The sequence below is a fragment of the Mesorhizobium sp. P2_A12 genome, assembly GCF_056405075.1.
The window spans coordinates 404,932-420,347 of record NZ_JBFUCU010000004.1 but is presented as its reverse complement, the minus strand read 5'-3'; the positions used below and the strand labels follow the sequence as shown (position 1 = coordinate 420,347).

At 63.2% G+C, this 15,416-nt stretch carries 13 protein-coding genes; 6 read left to right on the top strand and 7 right to left on the bottom strand.

Annotated elements, in window-relative coordinates; all coding sequences use genetic code 11:
- Positions 1–31: 31 nt before the first annotated feature.
- From AC1DZU_RS12345 to AC1DZU_RS12330, 4 genes are all read left to right on the top strand, one after another.
- Positions 32–676 carry a thiamine diphosphokinase gene (locus AC1DZU_RS12345; protein ID WP_477284920.1) on the top strand — a complete coding sequence of 215 codons (645 nt, stop codon included), beginning with the start codon at positions 32–34 and terminating at the stop codon, positions 674–676.
- A 1-nt stretch (position 677) separates the two neighbouring features.
- Positions 678–2,498, top strand: coding sequence for an ABC-F family ATP-binding cassette domain-containing protein (locus AC1DZU_RS12340; protein WP_477284918.1), 1,821 nt, complete (start codon positions 678–680; stop codon positions 2,496–2,498).
- A 136-nt stretch (positions 2,499–2,634) separates the two neighbouring features.
- Positions 2,635–2,877, top strand: coding sequence for a type II toxin-antitoxin system CcdA family antitoxin (locus AC1DZU_RS12335; RefSeq protein ID WP_477285445.1), 243 nt, complete (start codon positions 2,635–2,637; stop codon positions 2,875–2,877).
- A complete protein-coding gene (locus AC1DZU_RS12330) occupies positions 2,877–3,176 on the top strand; it encodes a CcdB family protein (protein WP_477284916.1) in 300 nt (99 codons plus the stop codon). The genes AC1DZU_RS12335 and AC1DZU_RS12330 overlap by 1 nt, the downstream gene beginning before the upstream one ends.
- A 29-nt stretch (positions 3,177–3,205) precedes the next feature.
- Here AC1DZU_RS12330 and AC1DZU_RS12325 read toward each other — a convergent pair whose 3' ends face one another.
- Positions 3,206–4,900, bottom strand: a complete 1,695-nt coding sequence (locus tag AC1DZU_RS12325; RefSeq protein ID WP_477284914.1) for a hypothetical protein — start codon at positions 4,898–4,900, stop codon at positions 3,206–3,208.
- A gap of 74 nt (positions 4,901–4,974) precedes the next feature.
- Positions 4,975–6,273 carry an adenylosuccinate synthase gene (locus AC1DZU_RS12320; protein ID WP_477284912.1) on the bottom strand — a complete coding sequence of 433 codons (1,299 nt, stop codon included), beginning with the start codon at positions 6,271–6,273 and terminating at the stop codon, positions 4,975–4,977.
- Between the two features lie 213 nt (positions 6,274–6,486).
- Between AC1DZU_RS12320 and AC1DZU_RS12315 the strand changes: the two genes are divergently transcribed.
- Positions 6,487–7,395, top strand: a complete 909-nt coding sequence (locus AC1DZU_RS12315) for a DMT family transporter (protein ID WP_477284910.1) — start codon at positions 6,487–6,489, stop codon at positions 7,393–7,395.
- Positions 7,396–7,453: 58 nt separating this feature from the next.
- Here the strand turns inward: AC1DZU_RS12315 and serA are convergent, their stop codons facing one another.
- The 5 genes from serA to glmM all read right to left on the bottom strand — a co-directional run bounded on the left by serA (position 7,454) and on the right by glmM (position 14,158).
- Positions 7,454–9,052, bottom strand: coding sequence for a phosphoglycerate dehydrogenase (gene serA, locus AC1DZU_RS12310; RefSeq protein ID WP_095089638.1), 1,599 nt, complete (start codon positions 9,050–9,052; stop codon positions 7,454–7,456).
- A gap of 151 nt (positions 9,053–9,203) precedes the next feature.
- Positions 9,204–10,379: a phosphoserine transaminase gene (locus AC1DZU_RS12305; RefSeq protein ID WP_477284908.1), complete on the bottom strand. Its 1,176-nt coding sequence runs from the start codon at positions 10,377–10,379 to the stop codon at positions 9,204–9,206.
- Between the two features lie 203 nt (positions 10,380–10,582).
- Positions 10,583–11,353: an outer membrane protein gene (locus tag AC1DZU_RS12300; RefSeq protein WP_477284906.1), complete on the bottom strand. Its 771-nt coding sequence runs from the start codon at positions 11,351–11,353 to the stop codon at positions 10,583–10,585.
- Between the two features lie 297 nt (positions 11,354–11,650).
- The gene (locus AC1DZU_RS12295; RefSeq protein ID WP_477284904.1) at positions 11,651–12,502 is read right to left on the bottom strand and encodes an outer membrane protein; all 852 of its coding nucleotides are present in this window, start codon (positions 12,500–12,502) and stop codon (positions 11,651–11,653) included.
- 303 nt (positions 12,503–12,805) lie between these two features.
- A complete protein-coding gene (gene glmM, locus AC1DZU_RS12290) occupies positions 12,806–14,158 on the bottom strand; it encodes a phosphoglucosamine mutase (protein ID WP_477284902.1) in 1,353 nt (450 codons plus the stop codon).
- Between the two features lie 368 nt (positions 14,159–14,526).
- Between glmM and AC1DZU_RS12285 the strand changes: the two genes are divergently transcribed.
- Positions 14,527–15,366, top strand: a complete 840-nt coding sequence (locus AC1DZU_RS12285) for a hypothetical protein (RefSeq protein WP_477284900.1) — start codon at positions 14,527–14,529, stop codon at positions 15,364–15,366.
- Positions 15,367–15,416: the final 50 nt, after the last annotated feature.

The window sequence follows — 15,416 nt, the reverse complement described above, 5'->3', positions numbered from 1 at the left end:
TCCCGTGCCGGGCTGGTAAGGGCCACACGATATGAGCACATTCACCATCCTGCTTGGCGGCGATCTCATCCGCACGCCACGGCTCGACCATCAGGTCGAAGGCTCCCGCGTCATCGCCGCCGACGCCGGCATCGGCCATGCGCGGCTGCTGGGCCTTGTCCCGGAACTGTGGGTGGGTGATTTCGATTCCGTGCCGGCCAACCTGCCGGACGACCTAGCCGCCGTGCCCCGTCGGACCTTTCCAGCGGAGAAGGACCAGACCGATGGCGAACTGGCGGTCGCCGCCGCACTGGAGCGCGGCGCGACCAGCCTGGTGCTCGCCGGCGCTTTCGGCGGCAAGCGCGCCGACCACGCCTTCCTGCATCTGGCGCTTGCCGTGCGGCTGGCCGAAGCCGGAACAGAGATAGTTTTGACCAGTGGCGCGCAGGAAGGCGTTCCACTGCTGCACGGGAAAGCCGGCTTCGACTATGCCGACGGCACGTTGTTTTCGGTGCTTGGCTTTTCCGATCTTTCCGGCCTGACCGTCACCGGCGCCAAATGGCCGCTCGACCGCGTCAGGGTCGCGTTCGGCTCCTCATTGACAATCTCCAACGAGGTCAAGGGCCGCCTCGAAATCACACTCGGCCAGGGCCGCGCGCTGTTGCTCGCCCACCCTTATCCACTACCTGAAAGCTGAAATGGCCCCGCCCCTTCTCAATCTCGACGGGATAAAACTGACCTTCGGTGGCACGCCGCTGCTCGACGGCGCCGCCTTGACCGCTTCTGCCGGCGACAAGATCGCGCTGGTCGGACGCAACGGGTCGGGCAAGTCGACGCTGCTGAAGATCGCCGCCGGCCTGATCGAGCCGCAGGATGGCGAAGTGTTCCGCCAGCCCTCGGCAACCGTCCGCTATTTACCGCAAATGCCCGACATGGAGGGTTTTGCGACCGTACGCGCCTATGTCGAGGCAGGACTCGGACCTGCCGACGATCCATACCGCGCCAGCTATTTGATGGAGCATCTCGGCCTGTCGGGCGAGGAGCGGCCGAACGATCTGTCCGGCGGCGAGGCGCGACGCGCCGCCCTTGCCCGCGTCATGGCGCCGGAGCCCGATATACTGCTGCTTGATGAGCCGACCAACCATCTCGATCTCTCGGTGATCGAATGGCTGGAAGAGGAGCTCGTGCGCACCTCCTCGGCGCTCGTCGTCATCTCGCACGACCGCCGTTTCCTTGAGCGCGTATCGCGCGCCACCGTCTGGCTCGATCGCGGCCAGACCCGCAGGCTGGACAAAGGCTTTGGTCATTTCGAGGAATGGCGCGACCTTGTGCTGGAAGAGGAAGAGCGCGAGCAGCACAAGCTCGGCCGCCAGATCGTGCGCGAGGAGCACTGGCTGCGCTATGGCGTGACGGCACGGCGCAAGCGCAACATGCGCCGGCTTGGCGAACTGCAGACCATGCGCCAGCGCTTCCGCGGCCATCGCGGCGCCGAGGGTTCGGCAACCATGGTGGCCAGCGACGCCGCCGAATCCGGCAAGCTGGTGATCGAGGCGAAAAACATCGAGAAGAGCTTCGGCGACCTCACCGTGGTCAAGGGCTTCTCGACCCGCATCCAGCGCGGCGATCGCGTCGGCCTCGTTGGGCCGAACGGTGCCGGCAAGACGACGCTGCTGAAGATGCTGACCGGTGAGATGAAGCCCGACGCCGGTTCGGTGCGCCTCGGCACCAATCTGGAGATCGCCACGCTCGACCAGAAGCGCGAAGCGGTCGATCCGCAAGAGACGCTGGCGCAATATCTCACCGACGGACGCGGCGAGAACCTCGTCATCAATGGCCAGCAGCGCCATGTCGTCTCCTACATGAAGGATTTCCTGTTCAAGGCCGAGCAGGCACGCACGCCGGTGCGCGAGCTCTCCGGCGGCGAACGGGCGCGGCTCTTGCTGGCGCGCGTGCTGGCGCGGCCGGCAAACCTTCTGGTGCTCGATGAGCCGACCAACGATCTCGACATGGAAACGCTGGAACTGCTGCAGGAACTGGTTGCCGGCTTTGCCGGCACCGTCATCCTGGTCAGCCACGACCGCGATTTCCTCGACCGCACGGTGACCAGCATCATTGCGCCGGACGGCGGCGGGCGCTGGATCGAATATGCCGGCGGCTATTCGGACATGCTGGCGCAGCGCGGCGGCACCAGGCTAGACGATCGCAAGGCGCGGACGAAAACCGAAGCCGGCGAAGCCCCGGTCGCGACCAAGAATGAAGCCGCCGCGCCAAAGGGGCCGGCGAAGAAACTGTCGTTCAAGCAGAAATTCGCGCTGGAATCCCTGCCCAAGAAAATCGAGGCTGTGATGGCGTCGATCTCGAGGCTTGAGAACAATATCGCCGATCCGGCCTATTACGAGCGCGATCCGGCCTCGTTCCAGAAGACCATCGCCGCCCTCGACAAGGAGCGCGCGACGCTGGCCGCATTGGAGGAAGAGTGGCTGGAACTGGAGATGCTGCGCGAGGAGATGGAAGGGTGAGGAGCGTTCGGCCGCAGGCCGATCAATCGACAACGATTTGTCGATTGAAGTGACGAACGCCCGGAGCCATAGCGAAGGGCCGGATTGCCCCAAGGCGGAAATGCGCATACATTATGCGCATACTGTGGAGGCTACTATGCGCAAGATTGCCTTGAATGCGATCCGTCAGCCAGCAAATTTGTCGATCGATTCGAACCTCATGAGGGAAGCCAAGGGCCTTGACGTGAATGTCTCGCGCGCCGCGGAGGCTGGCATCGCGGAAGCGGTGGCGGCCGAAAAAACACGGCTGTGGAAACTTGAGAATCGCGCCACCATGGATGCGTGGAACGACTATGTCGAAAAATACGGCATCCCGCTGGAAGACTCGCGGCAGTTCTGATGGCACGTTTCGATGTCTTCGCGGGGCGCATCGAAGGCAGCTATTTGCTCGACGTTCAGTCCGACTTGCTCGACAATTTCAAAACACGGGTGGTGGTTCCGCTTCTACCGGTCGCAACGGCGCCGCCGCCGATGCGAAAGCTCCATCCCACCTTCGAAATCAACGGGCGAAAACTGGTCATGGCCACCCATCTGATCGCAACCGTGGCTGCCAGCGAATTGGGTGATAGTCGACTGAACCTGGCGAAGCAGCACGACGTCATCGTCGCCGCGCTCGACATGCTGTTCCAGGGCTTTTGAGACAGCAGGCGCCACGCCCGACGCCCTGCTCAGCCCGCCGTCTTCGCCTGCCAGGCCTTGATCGCCTCGTCGAACACCTTCTCGCCGGGAATGCCCTTTTCCATGGTCAGCAGCGCCCGCCGTCCGGTCTTGTAGACGACCGGCACGTCGATCCAGTCCTGCCCGCGAAGCAAGGTCATGTTGGCGTCCTCGTCGGCCTTGGTGTCGTTGAGCGCGACAAGGAAGAAACCGTCGGCGATCTTGGCCGGAATGCCGATCAGCGGGCTGCCGGCATCCTGTTCCGAACTCTTCATCGCGACGCGCAGTATGTTGTCGACACCGCCGCCTTCGAAGCCGTCGGGCGTCAGGAAGATCATCTCGATGATATGGCTGGCCGGCAGTGTCTGGTCGGTGTTGCGACGGATGGTCATGCGCAACTGGATGTCCTTGCCGGGAATGGTTGCCTCAGCACGGATCGCCGGTTCAGGCGGCAGGTCGCCACCGGGCGATTCCTGCACCAGTGACCAGACGATGCTCCCGGGCTCCGCCGAACCCTGGGCGGTGCTGGTGCGCTCCTCATAGAAGATTGCCTTCTGGCCGACCGGCAGCGCGGTTTCCGCAGGCGCGGCCGCCGGCGCGGCTGCCGGCGCCGCCGGCGCGGCGCCTGCCGGGGCTGGCGGCGTTGCGGCTGCCGGTGCTGGCGGCGGAGTAGCGGCTGCAGCCGGCGCCGCAGGTGCAGCCCCGGCGGCAGATGGCGTCGCCGGTACCGCACCGGGTGGCGGCGTTGCGGCGGGCGCGGCTGCGGGCGGTGTGCCGGCAGCCGGCGCGGAAACCGCCGGCGCGTTGGTCGCCGAGGGAGGCGTGGTCAGCGCGGCGATCGATTCGCCTTCGCCGATGCCGCTCTGTCCGCCGGCCGGGCCAGGGTCGACTTCGCTGCCTTGCGGCGTCAGCCGCTGGGTGAATTTCGGGGCTTCGCTTTCGGTGCCGCCGGCTGCGGGTGCCGGCGGCGTTGCCGCGGCATCTGTTGCCGGCTTGGCCGGTGCCGGCTTCACCGGTTCCGTCTTCACGACCTTGGTGCTGCCGTCGAACCCGAGCATCTTGCCGAAGGCGTCCTTGTTCAGCCAGATGCCATAGCCACCACCGGCGACGACCAGCAAGGCGACGACGGCAGCGATCAAGCCGCCATAGCTGCGCCTGCGTTCGGCGGGCCGCAGACGCTGGAAAGTGTCCGACACCGGCTCTTCGTTGCTGGAAAAGACATCGACCCCGTCGTCAGCTTCCTCACCCTCCATCCCCGGAAGGGCCGTATCGGCGTGAGCAGAAGGCGCCGGCGTCGGGTTTGGCCAGCTTGGCTCGACCTTGGCGACAGGTGGTGGCGCCGGTCGATAAGGTTCCGGCTTGGCGGCGAGAGGCGGCGGCGGCCAGGTCGGCTCTGCCTTCGCCGGTTGCCGTGTATGGCTGGGCTGGTTCTTGTTGCGGTCGATCGAGGAAAAGATGTGCTCCAGCTCCGCAAGCGGGTCGGTCTCCGGCACGCTCGTGGCATAGTCCCGCTCGACACTTACGACAGCGTCTTCCAGGGAGCGCTTCTGCTTGGCTATGACCTCGGCGGACAGAGGCGGCGAAAACTCCGCAAGCTTCTTTTCGAGCGCGGAACGAGCGCCGTCATAGATCCGCTTGCGCGTATCGAGTCCCGGCTCGCCGTGCTTGTCGAGCTGCCTTTTCAGAACAGAAACGAAATCTGCCATGCTTCGGTCGACCTGTATTTTGCTCCCGGGCCGGCCCCCGCAAATCAGCCGCGATGCCCGGAAAGGCTGAGAAACTAGTCTTGAAACGGATCGGTCACAAGTATCGTGTCATCGCGTTCCGGGCTGGTGGACAGGAGCGCGACCGGGGCGCCGATCAGCTCCTCGATGTAGCGGACATATTTGACGGCCTGGGCCGGCAGATCGTTCCAGCTCCGTGCGCCGGCCGTGGTGCCGTTCCAGCCCTCGAGCGTCTCGTAGACCGGTTCGACGCGTGCCTGTGCGCCCTGGCTGGCCGGCAGATAGTCGATCATCTCGCCGTCGAGACGGTAGCCGGTGCAGATCTTGATCTCGTCCAGCCCATCGAGCACGTCGAGCTTGGTCAGCGCGATGCCCTTGATGCCATTGACGGCGACGGCCTGGCGCACCAGCACCGCGTCGAACCAGCCGCAACGGCGCTTGCGGCCGGTGACGACGCCGAATTCATGGCCGCGCGTGCCGAGGAACTCGCCGATCTCGTTCTTCTGCTCGGTCGGGAACGGGCCTTCGCCGACGCGCGTCGTATAGGCCTTGGTGATGCCGAGCACATAGCCGATGGCGCCCGGGCCGACGCCCGAGCCGGCGGCCGCCTGCCCGGCGACCGTGTTCGACGAGGTGACGAACGGATAGGTGCCGTGGTCGATATCGAGCAACGTGCCCTGCGCCCCCTCGAACAGGATGCGCTCGCCGGCGCGGCGCTTGTCGTCGAGGATTTTCCACACCCGGTCCATATAGGGCAGGATCTCGGCCGCGACCGAGGTTAGCTCATGCATGATCGCATCATGCGTGACTTCGGCATGGCCAAGCCCGCGACGCAGCGCATTGTGGTGCGTCAGCAGCCTGTCGACCTTCAAGGGCAGCGTTTCCAAATCCGCCAAATCCATCACCCTGACCGCGCGCCGGCCGACCTTGTCTTCATAGGCCGGGCCGATGCCACGACGGGTCGTGCCAATCTTCGTTCCGGAATTGGAGGCGGCGTCCTCGCGGAATCCATCCAGCTCCCGATGCAGCGACAGGATAAGCGCTGTGTTTTCGGCTATTTTCAGGCGATCCGGCGCCACTTCGACGCCTTGCGCCTTGAGCTTCGCCACTTCGGCGACGAAAGCATGCGGGTCGAAAACGACGCCATTGCCGATGATGGACAGCTTTCCCTGGCGCACGACCCCCGACGGAAGCAACGACAATTTGTAGACCTTGCCGTCGACGACCAGCGTGTGGCCGGCATTGTGGCCACCCTGGAAACGCACCACGACATCGGCGCGCTCCGACAGCCAGTCGACGATCTTGCCCTTGCCTTCGTCTCCCCACTGCGAGCCGACGACCACCACATTGGCCATGTTTCTTTTCCCTTGAGACGCCGCTTAGCGGCTTGAATATGGTTCGAAACGACAGGCCTCTATAACGTCAAGACCTCGTGAGTGCGACCTTTCTTTGCCGCCAAAATTGCGCTGAGGCACAACAATTTTCGGCTTTGACATCATTTACTTGGGCAGACGGGGGCAATAGGCCGGCAAACACCGCAGCTCACCTCTGGCGGCCGGAATCCCGCCATGCATCGACGCGCCTACATATTCCTGCTGCTCACCACCTTGCTGTGGGGCGGCAACTCGGTGGCCGGCAAGCTGGCGGTCGATCACGTCTCGCCGATGACGCTTGTCTTCCTGCGCTGGGTGCTGGCCGTGGCGATCTTGCTGCCGATCGGCCTTCAGACGATACGCAAGGACTGGCCGGTGGTGCGCAAGCACTGGCTCGTGCTGGCGGCCCTTGGCGCCAGCGGCTTCACCTTGTTCAACACGATCTTCTACACGGCGCTCAACTACACGACGGCCATCAACGTCTCGATCGAACAGGCGGCGATGCCGATGCTGATCATCGTCGCCAATTTCGTCTTCTTCCGCTTGCGCGTGAACTGGGCGCAGATTGTCGGCGTCGTGCTGACCATCGGCGGCGTGGTCCTGACCGCCTGCCACGGCGACCCGCGCCGGCTGTTGACGCTGGAGCTCAATTTCGGCGACGCCATCATGCTGGTCGCGGTGTTTCTCTACAGCGGCTATTCGGTCGGGCTGCGGCTGAAGCCGGTGATGCACTGGCAGAGCCTGATGCTGGCCCTGTCGGTTGCCGCGCTTGTCACCTCGCTGCCCTTCTTCCTGTGGGAGATCGCCGCCGGCAAGGTCATCGTGCCCGATGCGCGCGGCTGGGCAGTCATCGTCTATACCGCGGTCGGCGCGTCGGCCATCTCGCAGATCTTCTACATCAGGGGCAACGAACTGATCGGCGCCAACCGCGCCGGCCTGTTCATCAACCTGGTACCGATCTTCGGCACGCTGCTTTCGGTGCTGATTGTCGGCGAGACATTCCAGCTCTACCAGGCGCTGGCTCTGGTGCTTGTGGTGGGCGGCATCGGGCTTGCCGAATACAGCGGGCGCAAGGCAGCGCTGCGGTCGGCCAGGACACGCTGAACAAACGAAAGGCGCGGACCAGGCCGCGCCTTTCGATCTTTCGCAGCAGGTCGCGGCGTCACATCGCGTTGACGTCGAAGTGCAGCCGCTTGGCCGAGTCGATCGACTTGTGCGCCTTGACCTGCTCCAGCACGTTTTCCGGGAACGGCGCATCGAGATAGAGCAGCGCGATGGCATCGCCGCCCGGCCGGTTGCGGCCAAGCTGGAAGTTGGCGATGTTGACGCCGTTCTCGCCGCACACCGTGCCAAGCAGGCCGATGATGCCCGGCGCGTCGGCATTGGTCGTATAGAGCATGTGCTGGCCGACCTCGGCGTCGAGATTGATGCCCTTGATCTGGATGAAACGCGGCTTGCCGTCCGAGAAGCAGGTGCCGGCGATCGAGCGTGTCTTGTGCTCGGTCTTGACCGTCAGCTTGATGTAGCCGTCGAACACGCCGGACTTGTCGCGCTTGACCTCGGCAACGATGATGCCGCGCTCCTTCACCATGATCGGCGCCGACACCATGTTGACGTCGGAGACCTGCGGCCGGATCAGCCCGGCAAGGGTGGCGCTGATCAGCGCGCGCGTGTTCATCGTCGCGGTCGAACCGTCGAACAGGATCTCGACTTCCGTGATCGGGTCTTCGGTGACCTGGCCGACAAAAGCGCCGAGAACTTCGGCGAGCTTGACGAAGGGCTTCAGCCGCGGCGCTTCCTCGGCGGTGATCGACGGCATGTTGATGGCGTTGGAGACGGCTCCCTTGATCAGGTAATCGGCCATCTGCTCGGCGACCTGCAGCGCGACATTCTCCTGCGCTTCCGCCGTCGAGGCGCCGAGATGCGGCGTTGCCACCACATTCTCCATGCCGAACAACGCGTTCTGCTCGGCCGGCTCGACCTCGAAAACGTCGATGCCGACACCAGCCACCTTGCCGCTCTTCAGTGCCGCGATCAGGTCGGCTTCGACGACCAGCCCGCCACGCGCGCAGTTGATGATGCGCACGCCGTTCTTCATCTTGGCGATCGCAGCGGCGTCGATGATGTTGCGCGTCTTGTCGGTCAGCGGCGTGTGCAGCGTGATGAAGTCGGCGCGGGCGAAAAGCTCATCCAGCTCGACCTTGTCGACGCCAAGCTCCTCGGCCCGCTTGTCCGACAGGAACGGGTCGAAGGCAATGACATGCATCTTGAGGCCGACGCCGCGCGTGGCGACGATCGAGCCGATGTTGCCGCAGCCGATGATGCCCAGCGTCTTGCCGGTGATCTCGACGCCCATGAAGCGGTTCTTTTCCCATTTGCCGGCATGGGTCGAGGCGTTGGCTTCCGGGATCTGGCGCGCCAGCGCGAAGATCATCGCCACCGCATGTTCGGCGGTGGTGATCGAATTGCCGAAGGGCGTGTTCATCACGATGATGCCCTTGCGGCTCGCCGCCGGGATATCGACATTGTCGACGCCGATGCCGGCGCGGCCGATGACCTTGAGATTGGTGGCGGCATTGATCAGCTTTTCGGTGACCTTGGTCGCCGAGCGGATGGCGAGGCCGTCATACTGGCCGATCACTTCGGCGAGCTTTTCCTTGTCCTTGCCGAGGTCGGGCAGATAGTCGACCTCGACGCCGCGATCCTTGAAGATCTGCACGGCGGTGGGAGAAAGTTTGTCTGAGACGAGAACGCGAGGCATGGATTTGATCCTTTGCGATTGGCGTCCCTCCACCTTGAGGGGAGGGTCGGCGCGAAAGCGCCGGGATGGGGTCCTTGTGGCCGGATGGCCTGATCTTCTGGATGTTGGATCGTTGAGCCGGGTGGAGGCGACCCCACCCAGCCCTTCGGAGTCAGGCCGCGGCCTTGAGCGACGCCTTTTGCGCGGCAAAAGCCCAGTCGAGCCAGGACAGCAGCGCTTCGAGATCGGCCGTCTCGACCGTCGCGCCGCACCAGATGCGCAGGCCGGGCGGTGCGTCGCGATAGGCGCCGATGTCATAGGCGACACCTTCCTTGTCGAGCACTGAGACCAGCCCCTTGGCGAAAGCCGCCTGCCCGTCGGCATCGAGCGCGGACACGTCCGGGTCGGTGAAGGACAGGCAGACCGAGGTGTTCGACCGCGTCGCCGGTTCGACGGCGAGATGACCGAGCCATGATGACTTGCCGACAAAGCGATCGATGACGGCGGCATTGGCATCGGCCCTGGCGATCAGAGCCTCTAGGCCGCCGACCGACTTCGCCCAGTGCAGCGCGTCGAGGTAATCCTCGACGCACAGCATCGACGGCGTGTTGATGGTCTCGCCCTTGAAGATGCCTTCGATAAGCTTGCCGCCCGAGGTCAGGCGGAAGATCTTCGGCAGCGGCCAGGCCGGCTTGTAGGTCTCCAGCCGCTCGACGGCGCGAGGCGACAGGATCAACATGCCATGCGCACCCTCGCCGCCCAGCACTTTCTGCCAGGAGAAGGTGACGACATCCAGCTTGTGGTAGTCGAGCCTTTGCGCAAAGGCGGCCGAAGTCGCGTCGCAGATGGTCAGGCCCTTGCGATCCGCGGGAATGAAATCGCCGTTCGGCACCCGCACGCCCGACGTGGTGCCGTTCCATGTGAAGACCACATCGCGATCGAAGTCGATCTTCGCCAGGTCGGGCAATTGGCCGTAGCCGGCCTCGATCTTGCGCACGTCGGCAAGTTTCAATTGCTTGACCACATCGGTGACCCAACCGGAGCCGAAGCTCTCCCAAGCGACCATATCGACGCCGCGCTCGCCGAGCAGCGACCACAGCGCCATCTCGACCGCGCCGGTGTCCGACGCCGGCACGATGCCGATGCGGTAGTCAGCCGGAACCTGGAGAATTTCCCGCGTCAGCTCGATCGCGTGTTCGAGCTTGGCCTTGCCGATCTTGGCGCGGTGGGAACGGCCGAGCGCGGCAGCTTTCAGCGCCTCGACCGACCAGCCGGGGCGTTTTGCGCAGGGACCTGAGGAGAAATTGGGATTTGCCGGACGGAGTCCGGGCTTCGTATGTGTCGTCATCGTGGTCTATCCTTCCAGATAGTGGCCCCTCGTTGGGGAGGGGTGGCCCACGGACGGCGATATGCGTTCAGGCTTCGGGCGTCAAGAGGAAAGTTTTTGTCGTTGGCAGGATACCGGCGATCCGCGATCAGGATGTCGTGACCTCAAACGCAAACGGCGGATCCGAAGATCCGCCGTCAGTGTTTTCATGCGTACCGAGCCTGCTACCAGAGATCGTAGCGCAGCCCGAGCTTGAGCTGATGGTTGCTGATCCCCTTGTGGACCGGGAAGGAGGTCAGGCTTTCGGCAGTCACATATTCGGCGTCGGGGGCGGAAAAATACTGATAGCCCAGATCGACGGAAACATTCTTCGACACCTGATAGGCAAGGCCCGCATTCAACGTGTAGGCCAGCGAGTACTTGGTCTTGTCGTCCTGCTGGATCAACTGGCTGGTCGGGTCATTGTTGTCGATGAAGTTCGCCGAAAGCTTGCGCGTGCTGCGGACGACGCCGATGCCGGCGCCGAGGTACGGCGTGATCCCGACATAGGTACCAAGGTCGACATAGCCGTTGAGCATGCCCGAGAAGGCGTAGTTCTTCAGCGATGCCGATGCCACGGTCGACTCTACCGGCGGCGTCACGATCGCTGAATTGTCATAGCCGACGCTGATCTTGTTGCCGGGCAGGTAGCCAAGATTGAGATCGGCACGCAGATAGTCGTTGAAATGGTAGCCAAAGCCGATGCTGGCAAAGATGGGGTCTTCCTTGTCGTCGTAGCTCGCCGGCGTGAAGGTGAAATCCTCGTTCTCGAAGCTCTTCTGCACCAGATAGGAGACATCGCCGCGCAGATACCAGCCCGAGCCGACCTCGACGGGCACATAGTCGGGCGCCTGGTCGACGTAGATCGGCGGATCATAGTCGGCGGCGAGCGTGGGCGTCAGCGGCATGAGGGCAAGTGCGCCGAGCGCCAGCGCTATACGCGAAATAACTGTCATGGACCCGACTCCCGAATTTGGCGCCGCCGGCAATTGCAACGGCAGCCATCGTTTCAGGAAGCATTGTTAACCATAGTGGTTAAGTGCCGGTTAAGGCTAACAGAGCGTTAGCAAATTCATTTCCGGCGGAAACTTTCATTGCAGGCGACCCACGAGCAATTCCAGGAAAGCGTCAAACGAATTGCATCAAAACAAAGAGATAGAGCGGTTCTGCGTTTCCATGAAACGCAGAACCGCTCAAACGAAAACCGCCCGGTCGATGCCGGGCGGTTCGCGAACTTGCTGGGAATGCAAGCGTTACTTGGTGTAGACCGGCTCGGGTTCGGGCTGATAGGCCACCACCGGCGCGGCGCAACCGTTGTTGCCGCCGAACTGATAGCGCAGGCCACCGCGCACCTCGTGTGTGCTGATGCCACCGTCAAAGCCCGGCCCGGCGCTGCTCGCGTCCCATTCGAACATGCGGCCGCCCTGGATGTGGCTGTAGCGATAACCCGCATCGAGGATGATCTTGTCAGTCAGGCAGTAGGAAGCACCGGCCATCAGAGCGTAGGCGAAGCGCCAGTTGGACGAGCCGTCATTGCGCTCGGTAGCACCCGGTGTCGGGTCATAGACAGTATCCCATTTGACATGCGCGCCGCCGATGCCGGCGCCGACGTAAGGCGTGATGCCATGATAGGTGCCAAGATCAGCATAGGCATTGGCCAGGAGCAGGAGGGCGCTCATTTTCGACGACTCGGCCGACGTGACGACGACCGGCGAACCGCCTGCCGTGCCCGTCGTCTGACCGTCGAAGTTCGACTTGAACCAGTAGTCGGCCGTCAGGTCGGTGCGGAAGTAGTCATTGACCTTGTAGCCGACGCCGCCTCCAAGCGAGAAGCCGCCCTTGAGATTGCTGAAATCGAAGCTCTTGTTGCCGGGTGTGATCAGGCAATTACAGGGATCGATGGAGTAAGTCATGTAGTCGACGCCGCGAACATCCGACTTGTGATAGTCGATGTCGCCACGAATATACCAGCCGCCGATATCGGCCGGCTGCTCGTAGACCGGCGGCGGAGCCTCTTCGACCACCGGGAGGTCGGCTGCGAAAACCGGCCCGGTCAGCCCCGCGAACAGCGCAGCGAGCAGGGCCTTTCTTGCTGTATTGAACATGCTTGTCACCCCTAGGAAGTTCGGAACGGCGATCGTGTCCGAAATGCGATTGCTTTCAGTCGTGGATAATGAATTGCAAAGGTTAAAAGGCGTTTAACCCTGTTGCTTAACCACGAATCTCTACACTTCGAGGAATTGGGGCGCGATTTTCGAGACCCGGGATCGGCCGCTAGCCAACAAAAAGCCCGCCGGAAGGGCGGGCTTTGAGCGAGTAGGGATGCTGCGGCGCGACGCCCTTCGGGCGCGCTAGGCGCGAGGCCCTTAGACCGCGCTTGGGCGCAACGCCTTTGGGCGCGCTGGAGATCAGGCCGCGCTGCGCGTTTCCGAGATGACTTCGACGATGTCGTTGACGACGGCCTCAACCAGTTGCGGGTCGTCGCCCTCGGCCATGACGCGGATCAGCGGCTCGGTGCCGGATGGCCGGATGACCAGCCGCCCAGTCTTGCCCAGGCGGTGACGGGCGTCTTCGATGGCTGCCTTTACTGGCGCTTCCTCGAGCGGCTTGCCGCCGGAAATATGGACGTTCTTCAAAAGCTGCGGCACCGGTTCGAATTTCTTCGACAGTTCGCTGACGGGCCGTCCCTGCCGCTTGATGCAGGCCAGCACCTGCAGCGCCGATACGAGGCCGTCGCCGGTGGTCGAGAAATCCGATAGCACGATATGGCCCGACTGTTCGCCGCCGACATTGAGCCCATGCGCGCGCATATGCTCCACGACATAGCGGTCGCCGACCTTGGTGCGGTGCAATTGCAGCTTCATGTCGCCGAGGAAGCGCTCGAGGCCGAGATTGGACATCACCGTCGAAACGACGCCGCCGCCGGCAAGCCGCCCGCTCTGGTGCCAAGACTCGGCAATCAGCGCCATGATCTGATCGCCATCGACGATCGCCCCGTTCTCATCAACGATGACGACACGGTCGGCATCGCCGTCGAGCGCGATGCCGATGTCGGCGCGCACTTCATGCACCTTCTTCTGCAGACCCGCGGGATGGGTCGAGCCGCATTCCTTGTTGATGTTGAAGCCGTTGGGTTCGACATTGATGGCGACGACTTCGGCACCAAGTTCCCACAGCGCCTCGGGCGCCACTTTGTAGGCGGCGCCATTGGCGCAATCGACGACGATCCTGAGGCCCGAAAGCGACATCGAGCGCGGCAAGGTGCGCTTGGCGAATTCGATGTAGCGGTCATGAACTCCGTCGACGCGCTTGGCGCGGCCAAGCCCGTCGGAATCGGCGAGCGTCAGTTCGATATCCTTGTCGAGCATGCCCTCGATGCGCTCTTCGATCTCGTCGGAGAGCTTGTAGCCGTCGGGGCCGAACAGCTTGATGCCGTTGTCGTAATAGGGATTGTGCGAGGCCGAGATCATGACGCCGATATCGGCGCGCAGCGAACGCACCAGCATGGCGACCGCTGGCGTCGGGATCGGGCCGAGCAGGAACACGTCCATGCCGGCGGCGCACAGGCCGGACACCATCGCATTCTCGATCATGTAGCCTGAAAGCCTGGTATCCTTGCCGAGCACGACGCGATGACGATGACTGCCGCGCTGGAACGAGAGGCCGGCGGCCATGCCGACCCGCATCGCGATTTCAGCGGTCATCGGAAATTTGTTGGCGCGCCCGCGAATTCCGTCCGTGCCGAAATAATTCCCTGCCATGCTAACCAGATTCCTCGACAGTTCTTTGCCGGCACGTCATGCCACAATTGGCCAGGGCGCCATGATCACATTGTGTGATTGTATGTTACCAATCCTTAGAAAATCATTGTTGTGCGCTGCACACAACATGACTGCAACCCACATGCTGAGACTGCCACGCTGCAATATACCAGTCATGCGAGCATTTCAGCGCGCATGCACCTGGGAAAATCTTGCTCGCAATCCAGCAACAGGCAACAATTTCATCACCTTGTCGGGAGGAGCCAGCTTTCGGCGGTATATACGCCACTTAGCATCTGGCGCAACCGACCGTTGAGCGTTATTGATTTGCAGGGACGTATCATGGGCTGCTGCAACGGAGAAACGCTATGCTCATCCACCGACTTGCCACTTTGACCGGCCTCGCCGTCGCGACCTTATTCCTGGCTTCGCCAGCCAGCGCGCTGACGATGGCCGAGTGCAGCACGAAGTATAACGCCGCCAAGGACGCGGGGACACTCGCCGGGGCGACCTGGAACCAGTTCCGCAAGGCGCAGTGCGGCACCGATGCCGCCGCCACCACCGACACCAAGCCAGCAGACACCAAGAAGGCGGCTGAAACGAAGCCGGCCAAGGCAGCCAAGGCGACCACCGCCGCGGCAACCGACAGCTCCGCCAAGGGTCTGACGGCCAAGGAATGCAGCGCCAAGTACCAGGCGGCGAAGGCTGCCGGCACACTGAACGGCATGAAATGGAACGACTTCCGCAAGGCCGAATGCGCCGCCGGCGCGTCTGCCGCTGCCGACACCAAGCCGGCAACCACCAAGGCTGCCGCGGCTCCCGCCGACAGCAAGGGTCTGACCATGGCCGAATGCAGCACCAAGTATCAGGCTGCCAAGACGGCCAACACGCTGAAGGGCATGAAGTGGAACGACTTCCGCAAGACCGAATGCGGTGCCGCCGCGTCGGATGACGACACGGTGCCGGCTCCGAGTGAGGCAAACTACACCAAAGAGCCGGCAAAGCCGACGACGGCTGCGCCGAAGGGCGTCACTTTCCCGTCGGCGATCTCGCCGAAATACGCCAGCGAGACCCCCGGAAAGGGCCGCATGCATACCTGTCTCGACCAGTACTATGCCCTCAAGGACGCCAACGCGCTTGGCGGCCTCAAGTGGATCCAGAAGGGCGGCGGCTTCTACAGCCTCTGCAACGCCAAGCTGAAGACCTGAGCGCCGCATAGCTCGACCAACAAAAGGCCCGCGAGGCGTCAGCTTCGCGG

What these genes read in the sequence shown, in the direction of transcription:
- AC1DZU_RS12330 (WP_477284916.1), top strand. Translation starts at nt 2,877, where the DNA reads ATGGCACGTTTCGATGTCTTCGCGGGGCGCATCGAAGGCAGCTATTTG.
- AC1DZU_RS12305 (WP_477284908.1), bottom strand. Translation starts at nt 10,379, where the DNA reads ATGACGACACATACGAAGCCCGGACTCCGTCCGGCAAATCCCAATTTC.
- AC1DZU_RS12345 (WP_477284920.1), top strand. Translation starts at nt 32, where the DNA reads ATGAGCACATTCACCATCCTGCTTGGCGGCGATCTCATCCGCACGCCA.
- AC1DZU_RS12320 (WP_477284912.1), bottom strand. Translation starts at nt 6,273, where the DNA reads ATGGCCAATGTGGTGGTCGTCGGCTCGCAGTGGGGAGACGAAGGCAAG.
- AC1DZU_RS12335 (WP_477285445.1), top strand. Translation starts at nt 2,635, where the DNA reads ATGCGCAAGATTGCCTTGAATGCGATCCGTCAGCCAGCAAATTTGTCG.
- serA (WP_095089638.1), bottom strand. Translation starts at nt 9,052, where the DNA reads ATGCCTCGCGTTCTCGTCTCAGACAAACTTTCTCCCACCGCCGTGCAG.
- AC1DZU_RS12340 (WP_477284918.1), top strand. Translation starts at nt 678, where the DNA reads ATGGCCCCGCCCCTTCTCAATCTCGACGGGATAAAACTGACCTTCGGT.
- AC1DZU_RS12285 (WP_477284900.1), top strand. Translation starts at nt 14,527, where the DNA reads ATGCTCATCCACCGACTTGCCACTTTGACCGGCCTCGCCGTCGCGACC.
- glmM (WP_477284902.1), bottom strand. Translation starts at nt 14,158, where the DNA reads ATGGCAGGGAATTATTTCGGCACGGACGGAATTCGCGGGCGCGCCAAC.
- AC1DZU_RS12315 (WP_477284910.1), top strand. Translation starts at nt 6,487, where the DNA reads ATGCATCGACGCGCCTACATATTCCTGCTGCTCACCACCTTGCTGTGG.
- AC1DZU_RS12295 (WP_477284904.1), bottom strand. Translation starts at nt 12,502, where the DNA reads ATGTTCAATACAGCAAGAAAGGCCCTGCTCGCTGCGCTGTTCGCGGGG.
- AC1DZU_RS12300 (WP_477284906.1), bottom strand. Translation starts at nt 11,353, where the DNA reads ATGACAGTTATTTCGCGTATAGCGCTGGCGCTCGGCGCACTTGCCCTC.
- AC1DZU_RS12325 (WP_477284914.1), bottom strand. Translation starts at nt 4,900, where the DNA reads ATGGCAGATTTCGTTTCTGTTCTGAAAAGGCAGCTCGACAAGCACGGC.